Below are 23,741 nucleotides of genomic sequence, written 5' to 3'. Positions count from 1 at the left end.
ATCGATCAATCCATTCATCTATCTACGCCGTGATGGAGACTATATCGCGCGCTTATCTATATTTGGGTATAATTTATGATATCTGCTTTTACGAGACCCCTGCACCGGGTAGGTTCGGCGAAAAAAGACCTTGCCGCGATGCCGGCAGAAGTTCAAGCCGCTTTTGGTTACGCGTTGCATTTGGCACAGGCCGGCGGCAAACATGATCAGGCCAAGCCGATGAAAGGTTTTGGCGGCGCCGGGGTACTGGAAATTGTAGAAGACTGCCAAGGTGATACGTATCGAGCCATCTATACGGTGCGCTATGCCGAGGCGCTTTATGTGCTGCATTGTTTTCAGAAAAAGTCTGTTAGCGGTAGCGCCACACCCAAGCCGGATATGGATTTGATTCGAACCAGATTGAAAACCGCAATCGCAATGCAAAGGAGTGGAGAGTGAATCAGAAAGTCACTATCAACGGCATCGATATTGAAATAGGCAGCGATAACCCCTATGCCGATCTCGGTTTCCCCGATGCCGATGAAATGCTGGTCAAGGCCAAGCTGGCGCATGAGATCTCCCAGATCATCAGGAGCCGGCATTTGACTCAGCAAGTTGCTGCCGACCTGCTGGGCATGCCGCAGCCTAAACTGTCAGAAATGTTGCGCGGAAAATTCAGGGGGATCAGCCAGGCCAAGATGATCGAGTGCCTGAACCGCCTCGGGCGTGACGTGGACATCGTCGTGAAGAAAGCCAGCCGCTCGGCCCCGGGTCACACTCAGGTGGTGGTGGCCTGAAAATGCGCCGCCACCCGGCCCGCAAGCAAGCCCAGCCCCGAACACAGCACAAAATAGATCAAGCCGATGAACATGAAGATCTCGGCCGGATAAATCATCACCCGGCTGTTGACCTGCGCCGCCACGAATGACAGTTCGCCGACGCCGACGATGTAGGCCAGTGAACTGTCCTTGACCAGGGTTACCCATTGGTTGACGAAGGAAGGCAGCATCATCTGCAGCGCCTGCGGCAGCACGATGTGGCGCAGCACCGCCATGCGCGTCATGCCCAGCGACAGGCCGGCATCCCATTGCCCGTCCTTGATGCCGCTGATGCCGGCATGCACTGAATGCGCCAGGTAGGCGCCGCCGATCAGCGCCAGGGCGCACATCACCGACAGCACGCCCGGCACGTCGATATGGAAAACAATCGGCAGCAGGAAGTAAGTCCAGAAGATCAGCATCAGCACCGGGATCGCCCGGAAGAAGCCGAGCACCATGGTCAGCAGCAGCAGCGGCCAGCCGCGCGCCAGCGACAAGGCGACGCCCAGCACCAGCCCCAGCAATGCCGAGGCCAGCGCCGAACCGACGCTGAGCAGCACGGTCAAGGCCGCGCCGCCCAGCGGGCCGTCGGGATAGGCGCCCCAGAGCAGGTAGGGCAGGTTGTCCGCCAATACGCTGAGCTGCATGCTCATCGCTGCGCGCCGCCGGCAAGTCTTGGCCGGCGCTGGAGCAGCTGGCCGGCGGTTTCGATCAGCGCGATGGCGGCGATGTAAAACAAGGTCGCCACGCCGAAAGCCTGGAACGTCTTGAAGGTTTGCGCTTCCACCTGGCGCGAAGTGTAAGACAGTTCAGCCAGGCCGATGGCCATGGTCAATGACGTGTTCTTGACGATGTTCATGTACTGGCCAAGCAAGGGCGGCAGCGCGATGCGTACCGCTTGCGGCAGGATCACGTAACGCAATCCCTGCCAGCGGGTCAGGCCAAGGGCGGCCGCCGCCAGCCTTTGCGCTTCGGCGACGCCGCGCATGCCGGCGCGGATTTCCTCGCTGACATAGGCGGCGGAATACAGGCTCAGGCCGAAGATCGCGCACAGCAGTTCGAACGATGGCCATGTCAGTTTCAGGTACGGCCCCAGCGCCACGCTGTGCACCGTATTGAGCCATTCCACCGAACCCTCCGGCAGCAGGCTGGAGACGCCAAAATACCAGAAGAACAGCTGCACCAGCAGCGGCGTATTGCGGAAGACCGAAAGGAAGCCGCCGGCAGGCAGCAACAGCCAAGGCTGCCGGCTCGAGCGTGCGGCTGCGACGACGATGCCGAGCAAGGTGGAAAGAACGGCAACTACGGCGGACAGCTGCAGCGTCATCCACAGGCCGTCGACCAGCCAGCTGAGATATTTTGGGGCCAGCATTTGCCCCAGGACAGCTTGGAATTCAGTCATTTTCTACTTCGCAGTTACTAAATAAAAAAACACCGGCAAACCCGAAGGAATGCCGGTGCAAGACAGATGCACTCAGAAGTCGGTCAGTTCTGGCTCAGCTTGGTGTCGCCGATCTTGAACAGGCGCGGCAGCGGCGATTTGCTGCCGGGGCCGAACCACTTGTCGTAGATCTTGAGGGCGGTGCCGTTCTTTTCAAATTCGCGCAGAGTGTCGTTGAGGGTATTGACCAGGCGCGTCTCGCCCTTGGGCACGCCGACGCCTTCGTATTCCTCGGATATGGCAAACGCCGGGATTTCATATTTTTCCTTGTCCGGGATATTCGCCAGCAGCGCGATCAGTTTCGAGCCGTCCTGGGTGATCGCCTGGACATTGCCGTTGCGCAGGGCGGCCAGGGCGAACGGGGTGTCGTCGTACAGGACTACCTTGGCGGCCGGGTATTTCTCGCGCAAGGTGGTTTCCATGGTGGTGCCTTTGTCGGTGCCTATGCGCAGTTCAGGAATCTGCGCAGCGTTCTTCAACACGCCTTTTTTCGCCAGGAACTGCTGGCCCGAAGCAAAATAAGGAATGCTGAAATCGATCACCTGGGCGCGCTCGGCGTTGATGGTGAAATTGGCGAACACCACGTCGACCTTGCCGGATGTCAGCAAGGGAATCCGGTTGGCCGGGTTGGTCGGCACCAGCTCCACCTTGACGCCGAGTTTTTTGGCGACTTCGTTGGCATAGTCGACGTCGAGGCCGATGATCTTGTTGGTCTTCTGGTCGACAAAACCGAACGGCGGATTGCCGTCGAACGTCGCGACCCTCAGCACGCCGGCTTTCTTGATGTCGTCGAGCTTGTCTGCATGGGCCAGGCCCGACAGCAGCGTCAGGCCGGTAAACAGGATGGCAAATGATTTCATTGTTGTTGTAGTCCCTGGTTGATGGTTCGGTGCGGTCGACCGCAAAAGCGATCGCCATGCGGGGCAGATTAGCAAAACAAAATCACGCAGTGAACGATCAATGTCGCATTTGAATATTACAAGTTTGCAGGCGTTCTCCAGGCGCTCCGGGCCGGATGCTGAAACACCGTTAAAATGAAGGGAAACACACGCAAGGAGCACACCCAATGGCAACAACGAAAAAAGTCGCGCTGGTTACCGGCGCAGGTTCCGGCATCGGCAGGCACATCGCCCTGGCCTTGCTGCGCAACGGTTACAGCGTAGTGCTGGCGGGCCGGCGCGTTGCGGCGCTGGAGGAAACGATCGCCGCCGCCGGGGCGTCGGGCGCGGACGCCTTGGCGGTGCCGGCCGATGTCAGCGATCCGGCGTCGGTCAGGGCTTTGTTCGAAAAAATCAAGGAGCAATTCGGCCGGCTTGACCTGTTGTTCAACAATGCAGGCATCTTTACCAAGTCGGCATCGCTGGAAGATGTCGATTTTGCGCAATGGAAGGCGTCGGTCGATGTCAACCTGAGCGGCGCTTTCCTGTGCACGCAGGAAGCGTTCCGCATCATGAAGGCGCAAACGCCGGGCGGCGGCCGCATCATCAATAACGGTTCGATCGCGGCCCATGTGCCGCGGCCGAATTCGGTGGCGTATACGGCCACCAAGCACGCCATCACCGGCCTCACCAAATCGACTTCGCTGGATGGCCGCAAATACCATATCGCCTGCGGCCAGATCGATATCGGCAACGCCGCCACCGACATGACCGAACGGATGGAACAGGGCATCCTGCAAGCCAACGGCCAGGTTGCGGTGGAGCCGACCATGTCGGTAGAAAACGTCGCCAACGCCGTGCTGTACATGGCGAGCCTGCCGCTGGATGCGAACGTTCAGTTCATGACGGTGATGGCGACCAACATGCCGTTCATCGGGCGCGGCTGATCCGCTCCGGCCCGGCAGGAAATTGAATCCTCGCTACGGTTTCAGTTCGACGTTGAATGCTTCGCCGGTGGCAAAAAAGGCGCCGCCGGACAGGTAGTGCAGCGAGCGCTGGTCGTCCGCCGGGAAGTGCCAGCGGCCTGCCGAGAAGGCCGCTGAATCGGCCCAGGCGGCGACCACTTCGGCGATGAACAGGTCATAGCGCTGCTGGTTGTGCAACTCGGGGATCACCTTGCATTCGAGCCAGGCCAGGCAGCCCGACATCAGCGGCGCGCCAATTTTCTCCGATGGAAATGTGGCGATATCAAGCGCGGCGAATTTGTCGCCTTCGCGCCCCGAGCTGGATCCCACTGCCAGCGTGGTTTCGGCCAGCGCCCGGGTCGGGATGTTCAGGGCGAACTCGCCCGAGGCTTCCACCAGCTCGCGGGTCAGGGTGCTGCTGTCGATCACCAGCAAGACCTTGGGTGGATCGAAATCGAGCGGCATCGCCCAAGCCGCCGCCATTACGTTGCTGACGCCGCCATGGGCGCTGGTGACGATGGTGGTGGGGCCGTGGTTGAGCAGGCGGTAGGCTTTGGCCAATTCTACTGCTTGAATATTCTGCATGATGATCCCGGTAATGATAACGCTGCTGGCTCATTCTATCCGGGTTCGCATCCTCAGGCATGGTCGGCCGGATAGGCCACGCCGATTTGCGCGCGTATCGTATCGAGCACAGCCATCTGCGCCAGCGTCTCGTCGTGCGTCATGAACGGGCTTTCAATCAGCCCGGCGCGCAGGCAGCGCATCACCTCGATCGCCTCGTGCGCATAACCGTTGCCGATGAATGGACATTGCTGGCTGCGCGTGCTGCCGTCCGCCAGCGTTATGGTCAAGCTGGCGCCCAGGTGGAAACCGGTATGCAGGCGCAGGTAGCCAAGCTCGCCGGAGATGGTCATTTCTACCGGGCCGGCGACGCGAGTGCTGCAGACGCAGGAAGACAAGCCGCCGCCGCGATGGCGCATGGAAAACGCGGTTTGCTCGTCGACGCCGGTGGCGCCGATGTCGGCAACCGACTGCACGGCGTCGACCGGACCGAGGAAAAAAGTCGAGATCGATAAAGGATAGATGCCGATATCGAGCAGCGCGCCGCCGCCGAGTCCAGGGTTGTACAGGCGGTGTTCCGGTCCGAAATCGCCGACGAAGCTGAAATCCGACTGCACCTGGCGCACCTTGCCGATTTCGCCGCCGGCGACGATGCGCCTGGCTTCGGCGATGCCGGGCAAGAAGCGCGACCACATCGCCTCCAGCAGGAAACGGCTGTTGCGGCGCGCCAGCGCGATCACCTGTTCCGCTTCGCGCCGGTTCATGGTGAACGGTTTTTCGCACAGCACATGTTTGCCGGCTTCCAGGCACATGATGGCATTTTCGGCGTGCATGGAATGCGGCGTGGCGATGTAGACTACATCGATCTGCGGATCGTCGGCCAGCGCCTGGTATGAGGCGTGGCGCCGCTCTATGTCGAATTCGCGGCCGAATGCGTCGGCGCTGCCGCTGCTGCGCGACGCCACCGCCTGCAGGATGGCGCCGGGGGCGTCGCGCAGGCCGGCAGCAAAAGCCCGGGCGATTTTTCCGGTGCCGAGAATGCCCCAGCGGACAGATTGCTGCATAGGTTCTGCTTACTCGGTCTTGGTCACTTTACTCAGGTGCCGCGGCTGGTCCGGATCCATGCCGCGCGCCACCGCCAGTTGCGCCGCCATCACGTAGAACGCCTGGATCGCCACGATCGGATCGAGATCCGGCGTTGCCGCCACCGGCAGGGTCAGGTCGCGCGCCGCCACGTCGTCGGGCGCCGCCAGCAATACCTTGGCGCCGCGGCCGCGCATTTCCTCGGCCAGCTTGAGCAGGCCGGCCTGGGTCGGTCCGCGCGTGGCGAAGATCAGCAGCGGATAACCCTCATCGATCAAAGCCATCGGACCATGCTTGATTTCCGCGCCGCTGAAGGCTTCGGCCTGGATCGCCGAGGTTTCCTTGAATTTCAACGCCGATTCCAGCGCCAGCGGCAAGCTGATGCCGCGGCCGACCACCATGATGCGCGAGGAGGGCACCAGGACCTCGATAGCGGGCGTCCAGTCAAGCTGGGTAGCCGCGGTGAGCGCTTGCGGCAAGGCGTCGATGGCGGCCAGGAAGGCAGCGTCGTCTTGCCAGTGCGCGGCCAGCCTGGCTGCTGCCACCAGGCTGGCGATAAAGCTCTTGGTGGCCGCTACGCTGAGTTCGGCGCCGGCATGCAAGGGCAGGGTCCATTCGGCGCTGCCGGCCAGCGGCGATGCGGCATCGTTCACCAGCGCCACGGTGGTGGCGCCGCTGTCGCGGAAATAGCGGATCGGTTCGATCACGTCAGGGCTCTGGCCCGACTGCGAAATGGCGATGACGAGCGCATCGCGCGCGATCAGCGGCGCTTTGTTGAGGGTCACCAGCGACAGCGGCAGCGAAGCGACGATGCGGCCCAAGCGGGCCATGATCAGGTAGGCGCAGTAATTGGCGGCATGGTCGGAACTGCCGCGCGCCACCGTCAGGATGGTCGACGGCGGCGCCGCCCGCAGGCGTTGCCCCAGTTCGGCGTAGCGGTCGCGGTCCTGGCTGAGCTGCAAGGCGACGTGTTCTGCCGCCGAGCGGGCTTCTTTAAGCATCAACGAGGTCAATTCTTTCTCCTTCTACATAAACGGCTTTGAGTTTGAGCTGGCGATCCAGCACCAGGATGTCGGCGAAGCAGCCTTCCTTGAGGCGGCCGCGCTCCTGCATGCCGAGATAGTCGGCAGGGTAGGTGGAGACCCGCAGCGATGCTTCGGCCAGGTCGAGGCCGAGCGACACCAGATTGCGCAAGGCCTGGTCCATGGTCAGGGTGCTGCCGGCCAGGGTGCCGTCGCCCAGGCGCACGCCGCCCAGGCACTTATGGACTACCTGGCGGCCCAGCATGTATTCGCCGTCCGGCATGCCGGACGCCGCGGTGGAATCGGTGACGCAGTACAGGCGCGGAATCGCCCGCAGCGCGGTCTTGATGGCGCCCGGATGGACATGCAGCAGGTCCGGGATCAGTTCGGCGTATTCGGCATGGGCCAGCGCAGCGCCTGCCATGCCCGGCTGCCGGTGATGGAAAGAGCTCATGGCGTTGAACAGGTGGGTGAACCCGGCCGCGCCGTTTTTCAGGGCGGCCACGCCATCTTCATAGGTACCCAGGGTATGGCCGATCTGCACCCGCATGCCGAGCTGCGACAAGGTCTTCACCAGCGCCATGTGGCCGTTGATCTCGGGGGCGATGGTGATCAGCTTCAAGGGGGCGAAGCTGCGCAGCCAGTCGACTTGCTCCAAGGTCGCGGCAATTGCAAAATCAGGCTGCGCGCCAAGCTTGCCGGGATTGATGTAAGGACCTTCCAGGTGCGCCCCCAGCACCCGTGCGCTGCCCGCGCGGCGGCCGCGGCAGGCGCGGCCGATTGCGCCCAGCGCCGCTTCCAGCTCTTCCGCCGGCGCGGTCATGGTGGTGGCCAGCATGCTGGTGGTGCCATGCTGGGCGTGCAGGCGCGAAACCACGTGCACGGCGTCGCCGGCTTCCATAATGTCCTTGCCGCCGCCGCCATGGACGTGCAGGTCGATAAAGCCGGGCAAGATGTAATCGCCGCTGGCCGGTGTCTGTTCCTGCGGGTTTTCGTTTGTTCTGCCTTTGATTTCCGTGATCATGTCGCTGAAGCCGATGCTGCCGGTCACCCAGCCGTCGCTGGTCAGGATATTGCCATGCAGTTGTGTAGCGTTGCCGTTCATATTGTTTCCCCTGCTGACTCTGCTGAGAGCTGCTGGCGCAGCAGCAGCAATGCGCCGGTCGCGGCGCCGGCGCGCGGCGTGGTCGCGCGCGATTTTAACGGTTCCGGCAAATAGGCTTGCAACGGGGCGGCCAGGCCGCCGCACAGGGCAATCGGTAATTGCTGGGATGGGTCGAGCGCGTTGGCGATCTGGGCGATTTCCTGGCCGGCCTTGTGCAAGATGGCAAGCGCCGCTTCATCCTGCCCGGCATGCGCCACCACCAGCGGCGCCAGCTGCGCAAAAATGCTTTGGTTGGCGCTGTTGACCCAGGCGATCACGCGTTCCCGGTTCTGGCTGCTGCTGAAATCGGCACCGGCGTCGTCGTCGCCGCCGCAAAAGCGCACGATGGCCCGGGCCAGCGAACCCGGCGCGACACGGCCGTCCAGGGCGCGTTCGACATGGTTGGCGGCGCGCAGGCCGATCCAGCCGCCGCTGGCTTCATCGCCGGTCTGGAAACCCCAGCCGCCGACTTCCCGGCGGCTGCCGTCGGCCAGCAAGACTTCGCCGACGCTGCCGGTGCCGATGGCGACCACCACGCCGGCCTGGCCCAGGTGCGCGCCGAGCAAGGTGGTGAAGGCGTCGGTGCCGGTGGCGAGGGCGCCGAAACCGGGGTTCTGGGCGCGAAACTGCGCTGCCCATTGCGGATTGTTGATGCCCGACAAGCCGCAGCCGGCAGCGATCGCCTGGTAGGGCGGCCGGACGATGCCGGCGCTCTGGAATGCGCCGTCAAGCGCCGTGACGATGGCGCACCAGGCTTTGCTGGTGCCGTGCATCAGCGCCGACGGTCCGCTGCTGCCGTCGGCGACATGGCTGCCGTCCGGGCGCTCGACCCGGATTTGGGTCTTGGTGCCGCCGCCGTCGACGCCGATCAGATATTCGTACGCTGTTTTCAACTCTACCCCCACGCCTTTTTGAAGGCGCATATTGTATCTATTATTGTTTGGATGAAATCATGTTTCCAGGTTTTAACCTCGCCAGCGCCAGGCCCTTGGCGTCGAACACATGGAAGGCGCTGCTTGGCGCCGACAGGGTGACGGTATCGCCGATATGCACCGGATTGTTGCCGTCGCCGCGCACCAGCAGGTCCTGGCCGTCCTGCAGCGTCACATAAATGAAGTTGGCTTCGCCCAGGTGCTCGACGATGCTGACCTTGCCGCTGAATACTTCACCACTATGCGCGTTTTCCAGGATATGTTCAGGCCGCAGTCCTATCGTCACGGCGTCGCCGGCCTTGGCCGTGCCGGCGGCGACATCGGCGCGGATCTCCTGGCCGCTGCTGAGCCTGATTTTCAGGTGGTCGGTTTCGATTGCCGTAATCGCGCCGTTGAACAGGTTCATCTTGGGCGAGCCGATAAAAGTCGCGACAAACAGGTTTTGCGGCCGCTGGTACAGTTCCAGCGGCGATCCCGCCTGCTGGATGTAGCCGTCGTTCATCACCACGATCTTGTCGCCCAGGGTCATGGCTTCTACCTGGTCGTGGGTGACGTAGACGATGGTGGCTTCCAGCTGCTTGTGCAGCTTGGCGATTTCGAGCCGGGTCTGGACCCGCAGCGCGGCGTCGAGGTTGGACAGCGGTTCGTCGAACAGGAACAGTTTCGGCTTGCGCACGATGGCGCGGCCGATCGCCACGCGCTGGCGCTGGCCGCCGGACAGTTCGCGCGGCAGGCGGTCCAGCAGGTGGTCGATTTTCAGGATGCCGGCGGCATGGCGGATGCGCTGGTCGATGGCGGCCTTGTCGGCGCCGGCGATCTTCAGGCCGAACGCCATGTTCTTGTACACGCTCATGTGTGGATACAGGGCGTAGCTCTGGAACACCATGGCGATGCCGCGTTCGGCCGGCGGCAGGTGGTTGACGACCTGGTCGCCGATCGACAGTTCGCCGCTGGTGATCGATTCCAGCCCGCACAGCATGCGCAGCAGGGTCGATTTGCCGCAGCCGGAAGGGCCGACCAGGACCACGAATTCGCCGTCCTTGATTTCCAGGTTGAGGTCGGCCAGCACGTTCTGCTTGCCGTCATACGATTTGGTGAGTTGTCTTACGCTTACGTTTGCCATGGAATGTCTCGTTTTCTGTATTACTTGACGGCGCCGGATGTCAGGCCGCGGATCAATTGCCGGGAGAATATGACGTACATGACCAGGATCGGGATCACGGCCAGCGACAGCGCCGCCAATACCGAATTCCAGTCAGTCACATACTGGCCGATGAACTGCTGCACGCCGAGGGTAACGGTCTTGGTTTCATCCGAAGGCGCCAGGATCAGCGGGAACCACAGGTCGTTCCAGGCCGGGATCATGGTGAACACCGCCACCGTGGCGATCGCCGGACGGATCAGCGGCAGGATGATCTGGAAGAAGATCTTGAATTCGCCGACGCCGTCGCAGCGCGCCGCGTCTTTCAGCTCCTTGGGGATCTGGCGGATGAATTCGGACAGGATCATCACCGCCAGCGGCAAGCCTTGCGCGGTGTACACCAGGATCAGCGCGGTGCGGGTGTTGATCAGGTCGAGGCTGACCACCAGCTGCAGGATGGAGACCGTGCCCAGGCGGATCGGGATCATGATGCCCAGCGCCAGGTACAGCGCCATCAGGCGGTTGCCGCGGAACTTGTATTCCGACAGGGCCCAGCCGGCCATGGCGCCGAACAGCACGATCAGCAGCAGGGAACCGAGCGTGACCACCAGGCTATTGCCGAAGTACAGCATGAAGTTGGTGTTGTGCAGCACCTTTTCAAAGCCGATCAGCGAGAACGTCTCCGGCGTCGGGAACGCCAGCGGATTGTCGAAGATGGCGTCGCGCGATTTGATCGAATTGATCATGATCAAGGCGATCGGGAACAGCGCGATCACGGCGTAGGCGCACAGCACCACATGGACCCAGATGCGGCCGAGATTGGCGAAGCGGCTTTGGCGCAGCACCGGCGCCGAGGCAGCGGCAGCGGTGGAAGAGAGCGAGGAAATCGGTGTCATGTGCTGTCCTCGTTACAGTTCGTAGCGTGTCAGCTTGCGCTGCACGAAGTAGAAATAGCTGGCGACGCCGAGCAGGATCACCAGGAACATCAGGGTCGCCACCGCCGCGCCCATGGTCGGGCTGCCGATCTGCGCCTGGTAGCCGAAGAAGGTGCGGTAGAAGAAGGTGCCCAGGATGTCGGTGGTGTAGTTCGGACCGGCCAGCGCGCCCTTGACCGAATAGATCAGGTCGAAGGCGTTGAAGTTGGCGACGAAGGTCAGGATGGTCACCAGCCCCAGCGTCGGCAGGATCAGCGGCAGCTTGATCTGCCAGAAGATGCGGAACGAGCTGGCGCCTTCGGCATAGGCTGCTTCCAGCACTTCTTCCGGCACCGCCAGCAAGGCGGCGTAGATCAGCATCATCGGGATGCCGACGTATTGCCAGACCGAGACCAGGCCGAGCGTCAGCAATGCGGTGCTTTCCTGTCCCAGCCACGGCGCAAAGTAATCGCCCAGGCCGACATGCGTCATCAAGCCTTCGCCGACGCCCCACAACGGCGACAGGATCAGCTGCCAGATGAAACCGATGATCACCACCGACAGCAGGGTCGGCAGGAAAATCAGGGTGCGGTAGGTACGCGCGCCGCGCAAGCCCTTCAGGCTGAACAGGGTGGCCAGCAGCAGGCCGATCGGATTTTGCAGCAGCATGTGGATCGCAAAGAATTTCACGTTGTTCAGCATGGCGTTCCAGAACGCCTTGGACCAGTCCGAATCGAACAGGATGGTATGGTAATTGGCGAGGCCGACGAAACTGTGGACGCCGGCGTCGTTGCTGGTGTAGAAGCCCAGGCGCAGGGTGTCCAGCAAAGGCAGGGCGCTGAACATGGAGTAGATGATGACCGCTGGCGCCAGGAATACCACGATGTGCCAAGGGAATTTCTTGTTTTGAAGAATCATTCGGGTTTTCGGTGATGGCAAAAAAATGCGCAGGTCTCCGCGGGCGCGGATGAAACACGGGGGAGATCGTGTTTCATCCGCGCCCGGCTTGGTCGACCATGGAATACGGGCATGACGACGGCTTATTTTTGACTTCCGTGCCGTAGATCACGGGCTTACCCGGCGGCAAGCCTTGGCTGCTGTGTGGCTTGCCGGCCAGGGTAGAGTCAATCTTAAACTCTTCCCCGGCCGGCGAACAGCAGTGCTTATTGTTGCGGTTTATACCATTTTGCAAAGCCGGTCTGGATCTGCGCCGCGGCTTCCTTCGGCGCCAGCTTGCCGTTGAGGACCTGGGCATTCACGTTCCACAACTGGTTTTCCATGCTCGGCTCGCCGCGGTTGAGGATTTGTGCATTGAGGCGGATGGTCGACGAGCAGGATTTGCGCCAGTCGATCATCTGCTTGGCGACCGGATCCTTGACCGAAATCAGGTGGTCCGACAGCGAGAAGAAGCCGGTGACCTTGTTGGTATAGATGTCGGCGAATTCCTGCGAACCAAGCCAGGCCAGGAACTTGTATGCATCTTCCTTGTTCTTGGATTTCTTGTTGACGCCCATGCCGATATCGTTGTGATCGGAGATATAGCATTTGTCGCCGGCTTTAGGCACTGGCGGCGGGAAGGCGCCCATCTCGAATTTGGCGTTGGTGTTGAAGTAGGCGATGTCCCAGGAGCCGGTAGGGTAGATGGCTGCCTTGCCGAGCGCGAACAGGTTCTGGCTGTCGCCGTAGGTTTGCGAGCTGGCGCCCTTGGACAGGTATTTGCCCAGCTTGGCTTCGTATTCAAACGCATTGACGAAGTTCGGATCGGTGAATTTTTCCTTGCCGGCGATCAGCGCCTTGCGGCCTTCTTCACCCTTCCAGTAGTTGGGGCCGACGCCGGTGAAGACCACCTGGCTGGATTCCCACTGGTCTGCGGTGCCCAGCGCCAGCGGCGTGTATTTGCCGTTGCTCTTGATGGTGTCGAGCACCTTGAAGAATTCCGCTTCGGTTTTTGGCGGCTGCAGGTTCAGTTCCTTGAAGATTTTCTGGTTGTACAGGAAGCCGTGCATCACCGACGCCACCGGCATGCAGAACGTGTCCTTGCCGTCATCTGTCTGCCACGCGGTCTTGGAGGAAGCCGGGAAGTGTTCCATGCCTGGCTTGCCGTCCAGCTTTTCCAGGTTGCCCTTCTTGTACAGGGACAGCGAGACATCGAAAGGACGGCAGGCGATCAGGTCGCCCGCGGTGCCGCCGGCCAGGCGTGCGGTCAGGCTGGAGTCGTATTCGGTAGGAGCGGTCGGCGCGAATTTGACTTCGATGCCAGGGTTCTTTTTCTGGAAAGCCGGGATCAGCACGGTTTCCCACAAAGTCTTGTCGTCGACGCGCCAGCTTTCGATGGTCAAGGTGCCGGCTTGCGCCGTGCCGGCTGCCACCAGGGCGATCAGCACTGCATTGCGGATGGTACGAATTCGGTTGATGGTTTGCATCAAAGTCTCCTCTTGGGTTTTACCGCTTGGATTTATCGCTATCGCTTGGGGTTTTATGAGTGCGGCGCTTTCCAGGGGATGAAGCCCGTGAAACCGCCGCGCACAGACATTAGCACCATAAAAAATGTGTCGCCATCTTAGTTGGAAAGCATCTATGCAAATTACATAAGCTTTTGATTTTATTCAGGAAAATTAAAATCGGCGATTTGCGCGGATTACATATCTTTACAGTGTTGCCGGCGAGTTGCGGCTGTTTCATCCGGCAATAAGGTCAAATCGCGGTAATGCCCTGCTTAGGCCAGTATAGATAAAATTACGAATGCTTACGTTTCTTTACAAAACAAGAAGACTGCTAACGTTGTGAACCCGACTTGCGCTATAGTCACACGCGATGTTGGGGGGAGGCAGGGCAGGTTTTTATAAAAAAATCAATAAGGCGCTCGATGATTGACAAGCGATACGCTAATAAAAGGGGAGGCGCGAAAACCTGGTCCGCAGGATCGCGCAAATGGCTCGCATCTTGGGCAATCGGCTGCCTGTTGCAGTACTCGGCGGGCATGGCCGATGCCGCCGTAGCGACGCCGGTTGCCGGCGTGGGCCAGCCGGCAGCGTCGCTGCAGGTGGTGCACTGGTGGACTTCGGCCGGGGAACGCAAGTCGGTTGACGTGCTGGCAGGCCGGCTCGCGGAAGAAAATATCCAGTGGCGCGACCTGGCCATTCCCGGCGGCGCCGGCCTGGGCGCCAGCAAGGTGCTCAAGAGCATGGTGTTGGCCGGCAAGGCGCCCGAGGCGACCCAGCTCAACGGCATTGTCTTCGGCGAATGGGCTGATCTCGGCCTGTTGCTGGAACTGGACGACGTCGCCACTCCGGGCGGCTGGCAGAAGCTGCTGTTCCCGACGGTATGGTCGCTGGTGCATAACCGCGGCCACGTAGTGGCGGCGCCGCTCGGCATACATCGCATCAATAACCTGTTTTATAACAAGAAGATTTTCGACCGGCTCGGCCTGGCGGCGCCCAGGACCTGGCCCGAATTCGAGCGGGTGGCGGAAAAACTCAAGCAGGCCGGCGTCACGCCGCTGGCGCAAAGCAGCGAAGCCTGGCAGGTCGCCACCCTGTTTGAAACGCTGGTGCTGGCGGAGAGCGGCCCGGTCTATTACCGCTCCCTGTTTGTCGACCTGAATCCGGCCGCGTTCGGCGACCCGCGCATGACCCATGCCTTGAAGCGCTTGCGGTCGCTCAAGCAGTGGATGCCGCAGCCGCTGCGGGAGCGGCCGTGGCCGGAGGCGACGCGCCAGCTGGCGGACGGCGACGCCGCCATGTTCGTGATGGGCGACTGGGCCAAAGGCGAGCTGCTGGCCTGGGGCTTGAACACCGACCAGGATTTTTCTTGTGCGGCGGTGCCGGGCACGGCAGACTACCATCTATATAGCGTCGATACCCTGGCCATGTTCGCCGGCGACTATTCGCACCAGCCGGCGCAGGAAAAGCTGGCGCAGCTGATCATGTCGCAGCCGGTGCAAAGCGCTTACAATCAGGTCAAGGGCGCGATCCCGGTATGGCGTGCGCCGGATTTGTCGAAAATGGATAGCTGCGCGCGCGCTTCCTGGAGCGCGTTCAGCAAGGGCAGCGCATTCCAGGCGCCGAGCCTGGTGCACCGCATGGCCGCCGACGAAACCGCGAAAGACGCCATCGTGGCCGAGGTGCACCATTATTTTGTGGATGACAAGATGAGCGAGAGCGATATCCAGCGCAAGCTGGCCAGCATCGCCCGCTCTGTGTCGAAAACCGGAAAGCAGGAACAATAGGCCAAATGCGTAAGATATTGATCGTTGACGATGACCAGAAAACCAGGACGCTGCTGAAAGCCTACCTGGAAAAGAACCAGTACGAAGTGCGCCTGGCGCATAACGGCGAGGCGTTCCTGGCCGAGTTCCAGCGCTACGCTGAAGAACTGTCGCTGGTGATCCTGGACGTGATGCTGCCGGATACCGATGGCTTCGCCTTGTGCAAGACCGTCCGCCGCAAGTCCAACGTTCCCATCATCATGCTTACCGCCAGCTCCGACGAGACCGACCGCGTGGTCGGCCTGGAGCTGGGCGCCGACGACTATATCGCCAAGCCCTACAGCCCGCGTGAACTGCTGGCGCGGATCAAGGCCATCCATCGCCGCACCGGCATCGACAGCGCGGTGGCGCCGCGCTACTACCGCTTTGTCGGCTTCACGCTGGATACGGTGGAACGCACCTTGAGCGATCCTGACGGCCAGCTGGTGGCGCTGACCGGACTCGATTACCAGTTGCTGAAATATTTTGTCGAACATCCGGGCGACGTGCTCGACCGCGGTGTCCTGTGCGAGGAAACCCGCGGCCGCGATGTCGGCCCGCTGGACCGGTCGCTGGATGTGCAGATCAGCAAGCTGCGCCTGCGCCTGAACGACGGCGGCAAAGATCCGCACCTGATCAAGACCGTGCGCGGCGCCGGCTACGTATTCTCCGCCGATGTGGCCGCTGCGCAGATCTGAGGCGGCGCCCAAGCGTAGCTGGTCGGCCTGGTATAACCAGCTGCTGTCCTGGCTGCTGCCGCATACGCTGCTGGGCCGCCTTTCGGTGGTGATGGTGTTCGGGGTGCTGGTGACGCAGCTGGCGGGCGGCCTGATCTGGTCGGCACAGCTGCGCAGCAAGGCGGAAGTCGAAACCAGGACCGCGGCGCAGCACCTGGCGCACACCGCGGCCAGCGCGGTCCGCTTCTTCATGAGCCTGCCGGCGAATTACCGGCCGATCCTGATCCAGCAACTGCGCGAGATGGGCGGCACCCGTTTTTTTGTGAACACCAACGACGGTCCGGTGACTATCCACACGATCGCCGACAACACCCTGGCCAACATGGCGTTGGCCGAGATCGGCGCCACCCTGAAAACCGACTTGCCGTTCCTGCCGGGTTTCCGCCTGGCGTTTGCCTGGCCCGACGACCTGGTGGTGTCGCCGCAAGGCTTGCAGGTGGCGGACCTGCCGGACAGCTGGGTCCAGCACACGCTGCTGATCAAGCCGAATCCGGCGCCGGTGCTGGTGATCCAGACCGAACTCGAACCCGGCAACTGGCTGTACCTGGCGGCGCTTATGCCCAATCCCTATTTTCTCGATAGCGATAACCCGCTATCGCCCGAGCGTTTGCTGTTGCAGGGCTTGTCGCTGGCTACCGTGCTGCTGCTGTCGATCCTGGTGGTGCGCTGGACCACAAGGCCGCTGGCGGCGCTGTCGGACGCCGCCGAAGCATTCGGCAAAGGCGAGGCCGCGCCTGAATTGCCGGAAACCGGCAGCCGCGAATTCATCAAGACCGCGCGCGCCTTCAGGTCCATGCGCGAACGCATCAAGCGCTACCTGGATGATCGCGAACGCCTGTTTGTCTCGATCTCGCACGATTTGCGCACGCCGATCACGCGCCTGAAACTGCGCACCGAGCTGCTGGACGATGAGCATCTGCGCAGCGAATTCCACGAAGACCTGGATGAGCTCGACATGATGGTGAAGGGCGCCTTGCAATCGGTCAAGGATAGCGATATCCATGAAAACCGCACCGAGGTAAAGCTTGATGCGCTGATCTTGCGCATGATACGAGACGCCCGCATGGCCGGGCACGAAGTCGCGTTTGCCGAATCGGGCCTGACGGTGATGGCCAAGCCGCTGGCGCTCAAGCGCGCCATCGGCAACCTGTTCGATAATGCGCTGCACTATGGCGAGAAGGTGGAAATCTCGGTCGCCGGCCTGATCAATGCATCCGGAAACAATATCCAGATCCAGATCCGCGACCATGGTCCCGGTGTGCCCGAAGAAGCCTTGCACAGCCTGTTCGAACCATACACCCGGCTGGAGCACGGGCGCGACCAGAATGCCGGCGGCATGGGGCTGGGCCTGGGCATTGCGCGCAACATCGTGCAGGCGCATGGCGGCGAGCTGCAGCTGCGCAATCATGCCGACGGCGGCCTGGTGGCTACCATCGTCCTGCCTGCGGATTAGCAATTTTTTGGGGCGTCAGCCGTTTTTCGGCGCAAGCCTGTCGATGGTTTGCCTGTGCCGGGGATTCTCGTCGCGAAATGCCGCCAGGTCTTCCGGCCCGGCAATCTTGAATTTCGCGAACTCGAACGGACCTTTGCATTCACAGGTGACGAGTCCGTATTCTCCAGCCGGGTAGGCGCCGAACCAGTCGCCGAAGCCGTCGTTCTTTTCTATGACGACGTCATTTTCATACGTGACGTTTTCTTCCGATTTCCACAGCCCGCCGCCATCTATTTTCGGGATGCATAAAGCATCTCCCGAGATCAGCTTGAATCTCTCTTTGGTGTCTTGCAGGCTGTGCCAGCTGGAAATGGCTTGCTCGGGCAGCAGGTAGAAAATCACGGTGCAGGCGCCGGTGCGGATGAATTCGCGATAGAAGCCGCCCTCGGGGTGGGGCTCCAGTGCGAGTCCCTGTTCAATATGTTTTGCAGTCAGGCGCTGGTTTGCAGGAAGCGTTTCGAGTTTTCCTACGTAGGCTTCTATATTCGATTTTTCTATATGCAAGCGGTTTTTTTCAGCGCCGGCCGTTCCTGCCGAAACCAGGTCTTTCAATTCTTCGATGTAAACGCTTAAATTTTCAATCAGTCTTTCAGGCGAATACATTCTGGTTCCTCTTATAGGCCGAAGTCATGGTTTTTTGCGACACAGAGAGCGGCTAGGCTAGCACATATTTAGAATTGATTTTTGCAGGGGATGATGGATTTAACGCCCTCAAACGGCCGGATGCATTCACCATGACGCATTGCCTGCATTCAAAAAAATTCATTGCGCCGATCCGAACGCTCCAGATTGCAGCCTGGACAAGATGAAGCGCAACCTTTCTTCGACTGGCGTTCGCGGCAGCTCGATCAGTTCATAGCCATACTTTGCATAAATGGCGACCATGGAATCATAGGTACGCACGGCTTCTTCAAATGTCTGCTTTCGCTCCTTGTCTTGAGAGAAGATTTCCGGCCATGGCGGCGCAATGAATACTTGCGGATGGTAGCGAAAAGCTAATGCTGCTTTTTCCACGTGCGCGGGTATCTCCAGCCCCAGCAACTGTAAATATCCAGCCACATCCGGTACGCCGCGGTCGAAGAAAACCGGTCCGGTCATATTTGCCGCAAGGTGGTATGAACGCATTTCCCAAGACAGCATTAACTCAGCAAATGACGCGGTGTCTTGCCATGGCAATGCATGTCCGCCAATTGCCACCTGGTCCTGTATGACACCTCTGCCTGCTTCGATCGAGCGCGCATAGCCGGCCTGCGCCAGGCTATCAATCAACGTGCTTTTTCCCGATCCGGGGCCTCCGGTTATAACAATCAATTGTTTAGGATCTACGGTCATGGTGACTCCCTAGTTGGCGTTACAGATCGCCGGCGCTGCTGCCAGGCCGCCGGCCTCATCAAGTTGGGTAGGGTGTGTAAAGCAAGTTTGGCATGTCCGCTTCCAGCCGAATAGGGTGGGCGCTGGCGCCCAAGCGGAAAGAGGACGCTACCGCGTAGGGAAAAAACTGCACCCGCGATGTTGATTATGCGGATGGCAATGCGGCTTTCTGCTACAGGCCGAAGTTATAGTTTTTCGCGACATGGACCGCGGCTTCGCGCAGGTCGTGGGCGAGTTCCGAGCGGATGCCGCCGCTCGGGTAGGCGAGCACGTATTTGTAGTTGATGTCAGCCTTGAACGGCCGCGTGACGACGCCGTGGGGGAGCCAGATCTTCGCTGCGAACGGTTCCACGATGGCCACGCCGAAGCCGTTGGCGACCATGGCGTAGCGGGTGTGCGAGGTATGCGTCTGGATGGTGTAATTGGGGCGGATCGCGGCCGATTTCAGCGTCGACAATTCACGGTCGTAGGATTGCGCGCTGTTGGGCATCCAGCCGATCACGTTTTCGCCGTCCAGGTCTTCCGGCAGGATGACTTCCTTTTGCGCCAGGGGGTGGCTGGCCAGCATGGCACACAGCACGCTGGCTTCCATGAGCGGTTCGACCTCGATGCCGGCAAACGGCGGAAACGCCAGGCTCAGCGCCATGTCGACCTTGAGGTCCTGCAGGCCGACCAGGATCTCGGGCACGGTGCAGCTGTCGATCTTGACCGAGACATCGGGATGCTGCTTGAAGAAACGTTGCAGCACTTCCGGCAGCAGGGTGGTGGACAGCACCGGCAGGCAGGCGATGGTCAGGCCTTCCGGCGCTTCATGGCGGATATTGCCCGCCACTTGCATCAGCCGTTCCAGCCCCAGGAAATTTTCTTCCACCGCTTTATAAAAGCGCACGCCGGCATTGGTTGGCTCCAGGCGCCCCTTGGCCCGGTTGAACAGGCGAAAACCGAGGTCGGCCTCTAGATCTGCGATCAGGCGGCTGATCGCCGGCTGGGTAACGTGCAGGCGACGTGCCGCAGAGACGCTGGTGCCGGAAATCATCAGTGAGCGGAAAGCCTCGATTTGTCTGAAACGGATCATGATCTTATGCCAATGCAGGATGTGGTTGTAACGCTCTATAACAAACTGCTATGGCGCATACAAATTTGTGAGTGGACATGATATTCCATTCTTGTGACACTGTCTGCATTGGAGATGTTGTTATTGGCATGGCCGACAATACAATAACCCACACCGGATTCTACATTGAACGAGATTCAATGAACGCGCGGGCAGACCTGTTCTGCCGGTTGCTTGAAACGATTTCTGGTTATGTTCCAGATCTGCCCACAAGGCGCCCTGTTTTAAGAGATTTCGAGGCCCTCACGAGGTGGCTTTCGGATCCTGGGGCAATCCAGGCCGCCTAGCCTGCGATTCTATTCTGCTTCCTTCCCTTCGCATCCCCCGCACTACGTTTCCTTTGCCGCTGTCAGCGGATGAAATAGCCCGAGACTTTCCAGCTGCCGTCTTTTTCGCGCATGGGCGTAACGGTTTCGGTCGCCGATTTTTTGTTTTCGAACTGCGTCTCGTACTGGATCACGACATATTCGCCGTCCGGCGCGCCGGGCAGGGTGGTCGCATATTCCGTGCTTTTCAGCTCGCGCGCCTTTACCGTGCCGAGTGGCGCACGCAATGAGCGGACTCCGGTTTCCCAGGTGTTTTTTGCGATGCCGGTCTTGAAGAATGTGCCTGCGCGCTCCCAGCTTTCGCCGTATTTGCCGGCATCGGTCAGCGCCATCCAGGTTTTGGCCGCGGTTTCGGCTTGCTGGATGAGTTCGGCTTGCGGGTCTGCGGCGAAGGAGGGAGCAGCAGCGGTCAGCAGCGCAGCGGTGACCAGCGTCAGTATCGTTTTCATTTTTCTTACTCCGGATGAGCTGCTGCCTTATTGGATTGGAAAGTACGTTCAAATCATAGGGGTTGGAGCAGGCATGCGCAATGCCCGTGACACTATAGAATTGGGGCAACACTATCAGGATGCCTCCATGTATCGTTTGCCGACCACCGCCACCGCCCCATTTTGTCCTTCCGAAGTTGCCGGCACCGTTGCCGTCCCGAGCAGCGGCCCGTTCTGGAAAAAAATCCTCAGGTTCGTCGGGCCCGGCTTGCTGGTCTCGGTCGGCTACATGGATCCCGGCAACTGGGCCACTTCGATCCAGGCCGGATCCCAGTTCGGCTACCAGCTGCTGTTCGTGGTGCTGCTGTCCAGCCTGGCGGCAATTGTCCTGCAATGCCTCAGCATGCGCCTCGGTATTGCTACCGGCAAGGACCTGGCGGTGCATTCGCGCGAGAACTACAGTCCGCGCGTCAGCAAGGGCATGTGGTTTTTCGCGGAGATTTCCATCATCGCCTGCGACCTGGCGGAGGTGCTGGGATGTGCGCTGGCGTTCAAGCTGCTGCTCGGCGTCTCGCTGCCGGTCGGCGTGTTGCTGACAGCGTTCGATACGCTGCTGGTGCTGGGATTGAAAGGCAAAGGATTCCGCCAGATCGAGGCGATCATCCTCGGCTTGGTGCTGACCATCGCCGCCTGCCTGTTTGTCGAGCTGGTGTTCCTGAAGCCGGACTGGCATGCGGTGGCCGCCGGCATGCTGCCATCCTTGAGCGCGCTGTCGAGCCGGGAGCCGCTGTACCTGGCGATCGGCATCCTCGGCGCTACCGTGATGCCGCACAATCTCTACCTGCATTCGTCGATAGTGCAAACGCGGGTGGTGGAAAAAAATGACCGCAGCCGCGGGCAGGCGATACAGCTGTCGCGGCTCGATACCATTGTCTCGCTGCTGCTGGCGCTGCTGGTCAACGGCGCCATCCTGGTGCTGGCGGCGAGCGCATTCCATGCTACCGGAAATACGGCGGTGATCGATATCGACCAGGCATACCGCCTGCTCGATCCGATCACCGGCAGCGCCGCGGCCGGCATCCTGTTCGGCCTGGCGCTGCTGGCCTCGGGACAGAGTTCGACATTTACCGGGACGATCGCCGGCCAGGTCATCATGGAGGGTTTCCTCAACCTCAAGATCCCGTGCTGGCAGCGGCGCCTGCTGACGCGCGGCCTGGCGCTGGCGCCGGCCATGGCCGGCGTGCTGGCATGGGGCGAGCATTCCGTGGGGCGCTTGCTGGTGCTCAGCCAGGTGGTGCTGAGCCTGCAGCTGCCGTTCGCCATGTATCCGCTGATCCGCCTCACCAGCCGGCGCGATGTGATGGGTGTGTTCGCCAATTCGTGGCTGACGGCCGGCGTGTCGTGGCTGCTGTTCGTGCTGATTTCAGGCGCGAATATCTGGCTGGTACTGCAGGTATTCGGCCTCGGCTAGTTGGCGAATGCCGGGATGCCGGTCTGCGCCCGCCCCAGGATCAGCGCGTGCACGTCGTGCGTTCCTTCGTAGGTATTCACCACTTCCAGGTTGACCAGGTGGCGGATCACGCCGAACTCGTCGGAAATGCCGTTGCCGCCCAACATGTCGCGCGCAACGCGGGCGATGTCCAGCGCCTTGCCGCAGGAGTTGCGTTTCATGATGGAGGTGATTTCCACCGAGGCGCTGCCTTCGTCTTTCATGCGGCCCAGCCGCAGGCAGCCCTGCAGCGCCATGGTGATCTCGGTTTGCATGTTCACCAGCTTCACCTGCACCAGCTGGTTGGCGGCCAGCGGCCGGCCGAACTGTTTGCGGTCCATGGTGTACCGGCGCGCCGCGTGCCAGCAGAATTCGGCGGCGCCGAGCGCGCCCCAGGCGATGCCGAAGCGTGCCGAGTTGAGGCAGGTAAACGGGCCTTTCAAGCCGCGCACTTCGGGGAAGGCGTTTTCTTCGGGGCAGAACACCTGGTCCATGACGATCTCGCCGGTGATCGAGGTGCGCAAGCCGACCTTGCCGTGGATGACCGGCGTCGATAATCCCTTCCAGCCTTTTTCAAGGACGAAACCGCGGATCGCGCCTTCGTCGTCTTTGGCCCAGACCACAAATACGTCGGCGATCGGGCTGTTGGTGATCCACATCTTGTTGCCGGTAAGCTGGTAGCCGCCGTCGACCTTGCGTGCGCGTGCGGCCATGCTGCCGGGATCGGAACCGTGGTCCGGTTCGGTCAGGCCGAAGCAGCCGATCAGTTCGCCGCTGGCTAGCCGCGGCAGGTATTTTTGCCTGGTGGCTTCGCTGCCGAATTCGAAAATCGGCAGCATCACGAGCGAGCTTTGCACGCTCATCATGGAGCGGTAGCCGGAGTCGATGCGTTCGATTTCGCGGGCGATCAGGCCGTAGCTGACGTAGTTCAGGCCGGCGCCGCCGTATTCTTCGGGAATGGTTGCGCCGAGCAGGCCGAGCGCGCCCATTTCGCGGAAAATGCCGGCGTCGGTCTGCTCGTTGCGGAACGACATCAGCACGCGCGGTGCCAGCTTGTCGCGGGCGTAGGCGGCTGCGCTGTCGCGCACCAGGCGTTCTTCGCTGCTGAGCTGCTGTTCTAGCAGGAGCGGGTCGTCCCAATGGAAGCTGGCGTGTGATGTAGGCATGGGTTTTCTCCGAGATTTTGTTGTGTGCTGGCGGCTTATCTTGTGACAGGCGCCGGCGTCGCTATCGTACTAAAGTTCCAGTCATATTACTTGATACCTTCCGCTCGCAACGGTTCAAGTCCCAACTGCGCAGTTAAATGGGGTCAGAGTTTTTTTTCGCGTCCTTTGCGAAAATTACTCTGACCCTGACCCTTCCCCTCAAATCTCATAAGTTTTCACTCTATCCATTAGTTCGTTTTCGGCTTGGTTGTATAGACAGTATCGAAACTGTAATGCGTTCCGATCCGTCAGCCAGTGACGGGCGAGTGACAGGATTGATAGAGTGGAGGCGGATTTTTTGGCACTGCCATAAGCGAGCCGGTAGCCTTGGCCCAAGGCGGTTAGCCCAATGAGCCAAAGCGCGTAGGTTGCAAGCGCAGCGATGAGCAATAAGATGGCAAGGCGGTGGCGCTTGCGCGTCTGGCTGTCGCGCATTCCCATCCCCCACTGGG

Annotated in this window: 24 protein-coding genes and 1 pseudogene; 7 read left to right on the top strand and 18 right to left on the bottom strand. The window is 60.8% G+C overall.

The features are described 5' to 3' along the window. Positions 1–75 precede the first annotated feature (75 nt). Together BM062_RS22795 and BM062_RS22790 are read left to right on the top strand one after the other, a co-directional pair. A complete protein-coding gene (locus BM062_RS22795; RefSeq protein ID WP_092401367.1) occupies positions 76–438 on the top strand; it encodes a type II toxin-antitoxin system RelE/ParE family toxin in 363 nt (120 codons plus the stop codon). Then, the gene (locus tag BM062_RS22790; RefSeq protein WP_092401364.1) at positions 435–776 is read left to right on the top strand and encodes a helix-turn-helix domain-containing protein; all 342 of its coding nucleotides are present in this window, start codon (positions 435–437) and stop codon (positions 774–776) included. Before BM062_RS22795 ends, BM062_RS22790 begins: the two co-directional genes overlap by 4 nt. On the opposite strand, the gene BM062_RS22785 is transcribed toward BM062_RS22790, so the two are convergent. The 3 genes from BM062_RS22785 to BM062_RS22775 all read right to left on the bottom strand — a co-directional run bounded on the left by BM062_RS22785 (position 758) and on the right by BM062_RS22775 (position 3,098). Then, positions 758–1,444, bottom strand: coding sequence for an amino acid ABC transporter permease (locus tag BM062_RS22785; RefSeq protein WP_175501132.1), 687 nt, complete (start codon positions 1,442–1,444; stop codon positions 758–760). The two genes, BM062_RS22790 and BM062_RS22785, sit on opposite strands and share 19 nt — an antisense overlap. 2 nt (positions 1,445–1,446) lie before the next feature. Beyond that, positions 1,447–2,199 (bottom strand): amino acid ABC transporter permease, encoded by a 753-nt coding sequence (locus tag BM062_RS22780; RefSeq protein WP_092401359.1) that lies wholly within the window; start codon positions 2,197–2,199, stop codon positions 1,447–1,449. Positions 2,200–2,282: 83 nt separating this feature from the next. Beyond that, positions 2,283–3,098, bottom strand: a complete 816-nt coding sequence (locus BM062_RS22775; RefSeq protein ID WP_092401356.1) for an ABC transporter substrate-binding protein — start codon at positions 3,096–3,098, stop codon at positions 2,283–2,285. 206 nt (positions 3,099–3,304) lie between these two features. Between BM062_RS22775 and BM062_RS22770 the strand changes: the two genes are divergently transcribed. After that, positions 3,305–4,063, top strand: coding sequence for an SDR family oxidoreductase (locus BM062_RS22770; protein WP_092401353.1), 759 nt, complete (start codon positions 3,305–3,307; stop codon positions 4,061–4,063). Positions 4,064–4,096: 33 nt separating this feature from the next. Here BM062_RS22770 and BM062_RS22765 read toward each other — a convergent pair whose 3' ends face one another. From BM062_RS22765 to BM062_RS22725, 9 genes are all read right to left on the bottom strand, one after another. After that, positions 4,097–4,666 (bottom strand): flavin reductase family protein, encoded by a 570-nt coding sequence (locus BM062_RS22765; RefSeq protein ID WP_092401351.1) that lies wholly within the window; start codon positions 4,664–4,666, stop codon positions 4,097–4,099. A gap of 53 nt (positions 4,667–4,719) precedes the next feature. Then, positions 4,720–5,709 carry a Gfo/Idh/MocA family protein gene (locus tag BM062_RS22760; protein WP_092401348.1) on the bottom strand — a complete coding sequence of 330 codons (990 nt, stop codon included), beginning with the start codon at positions 5,707–5,709 and terminating at the stop codon, positions 4,720–4,722. A gap of 9 nt (positions 5,710–5,718) precedes the next feature. Beyond that, on the bottom strand, positions 5,719–6,729 hold the full coding sequence (locus BM062_RS22755) for an SIS domain-containing protein (RefSeq protein ID WP_175501131.1): 1,011 nt from the start codon (positions 6,727–6,729) through the stop codon (positions 5,719–5,721). Further along, complete coding sequence (gene nagA, locus BM062_RS22750; RefSeq protein ID WP_092401345.1) at positions 6,722–7,855, bottom strand: N-acetylglucosamine-6-phosphate deacetylase; 1,134 nt, start codon at positions 7,853–7,855, stop codon at positions 6,722–6,724. Before nagA ends, BM062_RS22755 begins: the two co-directional genes overlap by 8 nt. Next, positions 7,852–8,817, bottom strand: coding sequence for a glucosamine kinase nucleotide-binding domain-containing protein (locus tag BM062_RS22745; RefSeq protein WP_092401343.1), 966 nt, complete (start codon positions 8,815–8,817; stop codon positions 7,852–7,854). Before BM062_RS22745 ends, nagA begins: the two co-directional genes overlap by 4 nt. Positions 8,818–8,827: 10 nt before the next feature. Next, positions 8,828–9,949 carry an ABC transporter ATP-binding protein gene (locus tag BM062_RS22740; protein ID WP_092401340.1) on the bottom strand — a complete coding sequence of 374 codons (1,122 nt, stop codon included), beginning with the start codon at positions 9,947–9,949 and terminating at the stop codon, positions 8,828–8,830. A gap of 20 nt (positions 9,950–9,969) precedes the next feature. Next, positions 9,970–10,863, bottom strand: a complete 894-nt coding sequence (locus BM062_RS22735; RefSeq protein WP_092401337.1) for a carbohydrate ABC transporter permease — start codon at positions 10,861–10,863, stop codon at positions 9,970–9,972. Between the two features lie 12 nt (positions 10,864–10,875). Then, positions 10,876–11,799 (bottom strand): carbohydrate ABC transporter permease, encoded by a 924-nt coding sequence (locus BM062_RS22730; protein WP_092401334.1) that lies wholly within the window; start codon positions 11,797–11,799, stop codon positions 10,876–10,878. Between the two features lie 245 nt (positions 11,800–12,044). Further along, positions 12,045–13,304 (bottom strand): ABC transporter substrate-binding protein, encoded by a 1,260-nt coding sequence (locus BM062_RS22725; RefSeq protein WP_092401331.1) that lies wholly within the window; start codon positions 13,302–13,304, stop codon positions 12,045–12,047. 557 nt (positions 13,305–13,861) lie between these two features. On the opposite strand from BM062_RS22725, the gene BM062_RS22720 reads away from it, so the two are divergent. Genes BM062_RS22720 through BM062_RS22710 form a run of 3 tightly spaced genes read left to right on the top strand, consistent with a single transcriptional unit; the run spans position 13,862 to position 17,317 of the window. After that, the gene (locus BM062_RS22720) at positions 13,862–15,109 is read left to right on the top strand and encodes an ABC transporter substrate-binding protein (protein WP_254785219.1); all 1,248 of its coding nucleotides are present in this window, start codon (positions 13,862–13,864) and stop codon (positions 15,107–15,109) included. Between the two features lie 5 nt (positions 15,110–15,114). Continuing rightward, positions 15,115–15,825 (top strand): response regulator, encoded by a 711-nt coding sequence (locus tag BM062_RS22715; RefSeq protein WP_092401325.1) that lies wholly within the window; start codon positions 15,115–15,117, stop codon positions 15,823–15,825. Then, positions 15,803–17,317 (top strand): ATP-binding protein, encoded by a 1,515-nt coding sequence (locus tag BM062_RS22710; RefSeq protein WP_092401322.1) that lies wholly within the window; start codon positions 15,803–15,805, stop codon positions 17,315–17,317. Before BM062_RS22715 ends, BM062_RS22710 begins: the two co-directional genes overlap by 23 nt. A 15-nt stretch (positions 17,318–17,332) precedes the next feature. On the opposite strand, the gene BM062_RS22705 is transcribed toward BM062_RS22710, so the two are convergent. From BM062_RS22705 to BM062_RS22690, 4 genes are all read right to left on the bottom strand, one after another. After that, a complete protein-coding gene (locus tag BM062_RS22705; RefSeq protein WP_092401319.1) occupies positions 17,333–17,959 on the bottom strand; it encodes a cupin domain-containing protein in 627 nt (208 codons plus the stop codon). Between the two features lie 159 nt (positions 17,960–18,118). Beyond that, positions 18,119–18,688 carry an AAA family ATPase gene (locus BM062_RS22700; RefSeq protein WP_092401316.1) on the bottom strand — a complete coding sequence of 190 codons (570 nt, stop codon included), beginning with the start codon at positions 18,686–18,688 and terminating at the stop codon, positions 18,119–18,121. 211 nt (positions 18,689–18,899) lie between these two features. Next, on the bottom strand, positions 18,900–19,802 hold the full coding sequence (locus tag BM062_RS22695) for a LysR substrate-binding domain-containing protein (RefSeq protein WP_092401313.1): 903 nt from the start codon (positions 19,800–19,802) through the stop codon (positions 18,900–18,902). 388 nt (positions 19,803–20,190) lie between these two features. After that, positions 20,191–20,616 carry a DUF4019 domain-containing protein gene (locus tag BM062_RS22690; protein ID WP_092401310.1) on the bottom strand — a complete coding sequence of 142 codons (426 nt, stop codon included), beginning with the start codon at positions 20,614–20,616 and terminating at the stop codon, positions 20,191–20,193. 127 nt (positions 20,617–20,743) lie between these two features. Here BM062_RS22690 and BM062_RS22685 point away from each other — a divergent pair, with 127 nt between their 5' ends. Then, complete coding sequence (locus BM062_RS22685; RefSeq protein WP_092401409.1) at positions 20,744–22,066, top strand: Nramp family divalent metal transporter; 1,323 nt, start codon at positions 20,744–20,746, stop codon at positions 22,064–22,066. Here BM062_RS22685 and BM062_RS22680 read toward each other — a convergent pair. Further along, on the bottom strand, positions 22,063–23,250 hold the full coding sequence (locus BM062_RS22680) for an acyl-CoA dehydrogenase (protein WP_092401307.1): 1,188 nt from the start codon (positions 23,248–23,250) through the stop codon (positions 22,063–22,065). The genes BM062_RS22685 and BM062_RS22680 overlap by 4 nt on opposite strands. Positions 23,251–23,448: 198 nt before the next feature. Next, positions 23,449–23,741, bottom strand: a pseudogene (locus BM062_RS22675) (hypothetical protein); the annotation flags it as partial.

The organism is Collimonas sp. OK412 (genome assembly GCF_900112135.1).
GTDB lineage: Bacteria > Pseudomonadota > Gammaproteobacteria > Burkholderiales > Burkholderiaceae_D > Collimonas > Collimonas rhizosphaerae.
Note: the sequence above shows the minus strand (reverse complement) of the source record. Positions and strands in the feature narration are given on the sequence as shown.

Coding starts and splice junctions, on each gene's coding strand:
- BM062_RS22740 (WP_092401340.1), bottom strand. CDS start 9,949: ATGGCAAACGTAAGCGTAAGACAACTCACCAAATCGTATGACGGCAAG.
- BM062_RS22765 (WP_092401351.1), bottom strand. CDS start 4,666: ATGCAGAATATTCAAGCAGTAGAATTGGCCAAAGCCTACCGCCTGCTC.
- BM062_RS22680 (WP_092401307.1), bottom strand. CDS start 23,250: ATGCCTACATCACACGCCAGCTTCCATTGGGACGACCCGCTCCTGCTA.
- BM062_RS22745 (WP_092401343.1), bottom strand. CDS start 8,817: ATGCGCCTTCAAAAAGGCGTGGGGGTAGAGTTGAAAACAGCGTACGAA.
- BM062_RS22755 (WP_175501131.1), bottom strand. CDS start 6,729: ATGCTTAAAGAAGCCCGCTCGGCGGCAGAACACGTCGCCTTGCAGCTC.
- BM062_RS22685 (WP_092401409.1), top strand. CDS start 20,744: ATGTATCGTTTGCCGACCACCGCCACCGCCCCATTTTGTCCTTCCGAA.
- BM062_RS22715 (WP_092401325.1), top strand. CDS start 15,115: ATGCGTAAGATATTGATCGTTGACGATGACCAGAAAACCAGGACGCTG.
- BM062_RS22710 (WP_092401322.1), top strand. CDS start 15,803: ATGTGGCCGCTGCGCAGATCTGAGGCGGCGCCCAAGCGTAGCTGGTCG.
- BM062_RS22735 (WP_092401337.1), bottom strand. CDS start 10,863: ATGACACCGATTTCCTCGCTCTCTTCCACCGCTGCCGCTGCCTCGGCG.
- BM062_RS22730 (WP_092401334.1), bottom strand. CDS start 11,799: ATGATTCTTCAAAACAAGAAATTCCCTTGGCACATCGTGGTATTCCTG.
- nagA (WP_092401345.1), bottom strand. CDS start 7,855: ATGAACGGCAACGCTACACAACTGCATGGCAATATCCTGACCAGCGAC.
- BM062_RS22775 (WP_092401356.1), bottom strand. CDS start 3,098: ATGAAATCATTTGCCATCCTGTTTACCGGCCTGACGCTGCTGTCGGGC.
- BM062_RS22690 (WP_092401310.1), bottom strand. CDS start 20,616: ATGAAAACGATACTGACGCTGGTCACCGCTGCGCTGCTGACCGCTGCT.
- BM062_RS22725 (WP_092401331.1), bottom strand. CDS start 13,304: ATGCAAACCATCAACCGAATTCGTACCATCCGCAATGCAGTGCTGATC.
- BM062_RS22785 (WP_175501132.1), bottom strand. CDS start 1,444: ATGCAGCTCAGCGTATTGGCGGACAACCTGCCCTACCTGCTCTGGGGC.
- BM062_RS22720 (WP_254785219.1), top strand. CDS start 13,862: ATGGCCGATGCCGCCGTAGCGACGCCGGTTGCCGGCGTGGGCCAGCCG.
- BM062_RS22780 (WP_092401359.1), bottom strand. CDS start 2,199: ATGACTGAATTCCAAGCTGTCCTGGGGCAAATGCTGGCCCCAAAATAT.
- BM062_RS22695 (WP_092401313.1), bottom strand. CDS start 19,802: ATGATCCGTTTCAGACAAATCGAGGCTTTCCGCTCACTGATGATTTCC.
- BM062_RS22700 (WP_092401316.1), bottom strand. CDS start 18,688: ATGACCGTAGATCCTAAACAATTGATTGTTATAACCGGAGGCCCCGGA.
- BM062_RS22795 (WP_092401367.1), top strand. CDS start 76: ATGATATCTGCTTTTACGAGACCCCTGCACCGGGTAGGTTCGGCGAAA.
- BM062_RS22770 (WP_092401353.1), top strand. CDS start 3,305: ATGGCAACAACGAAAAAAGTCGCGCTGGTTACCGGCGCAGGTTCCGGC.
- BM062_RS22705 (WP_092401319.1), bottom strand. CDS start 17,959: ATGTATTCGCCTGAAAGACTGATTGAAAATTTAAGCGTTTACATCGAA.
- BM062_RS22760 (WP_092401348.1), bottom strand. CDS start 5,709: ATGCAGCAATCTGTCCGCTGGGGCATTCTCGGCACCGGAAAAATCGCC.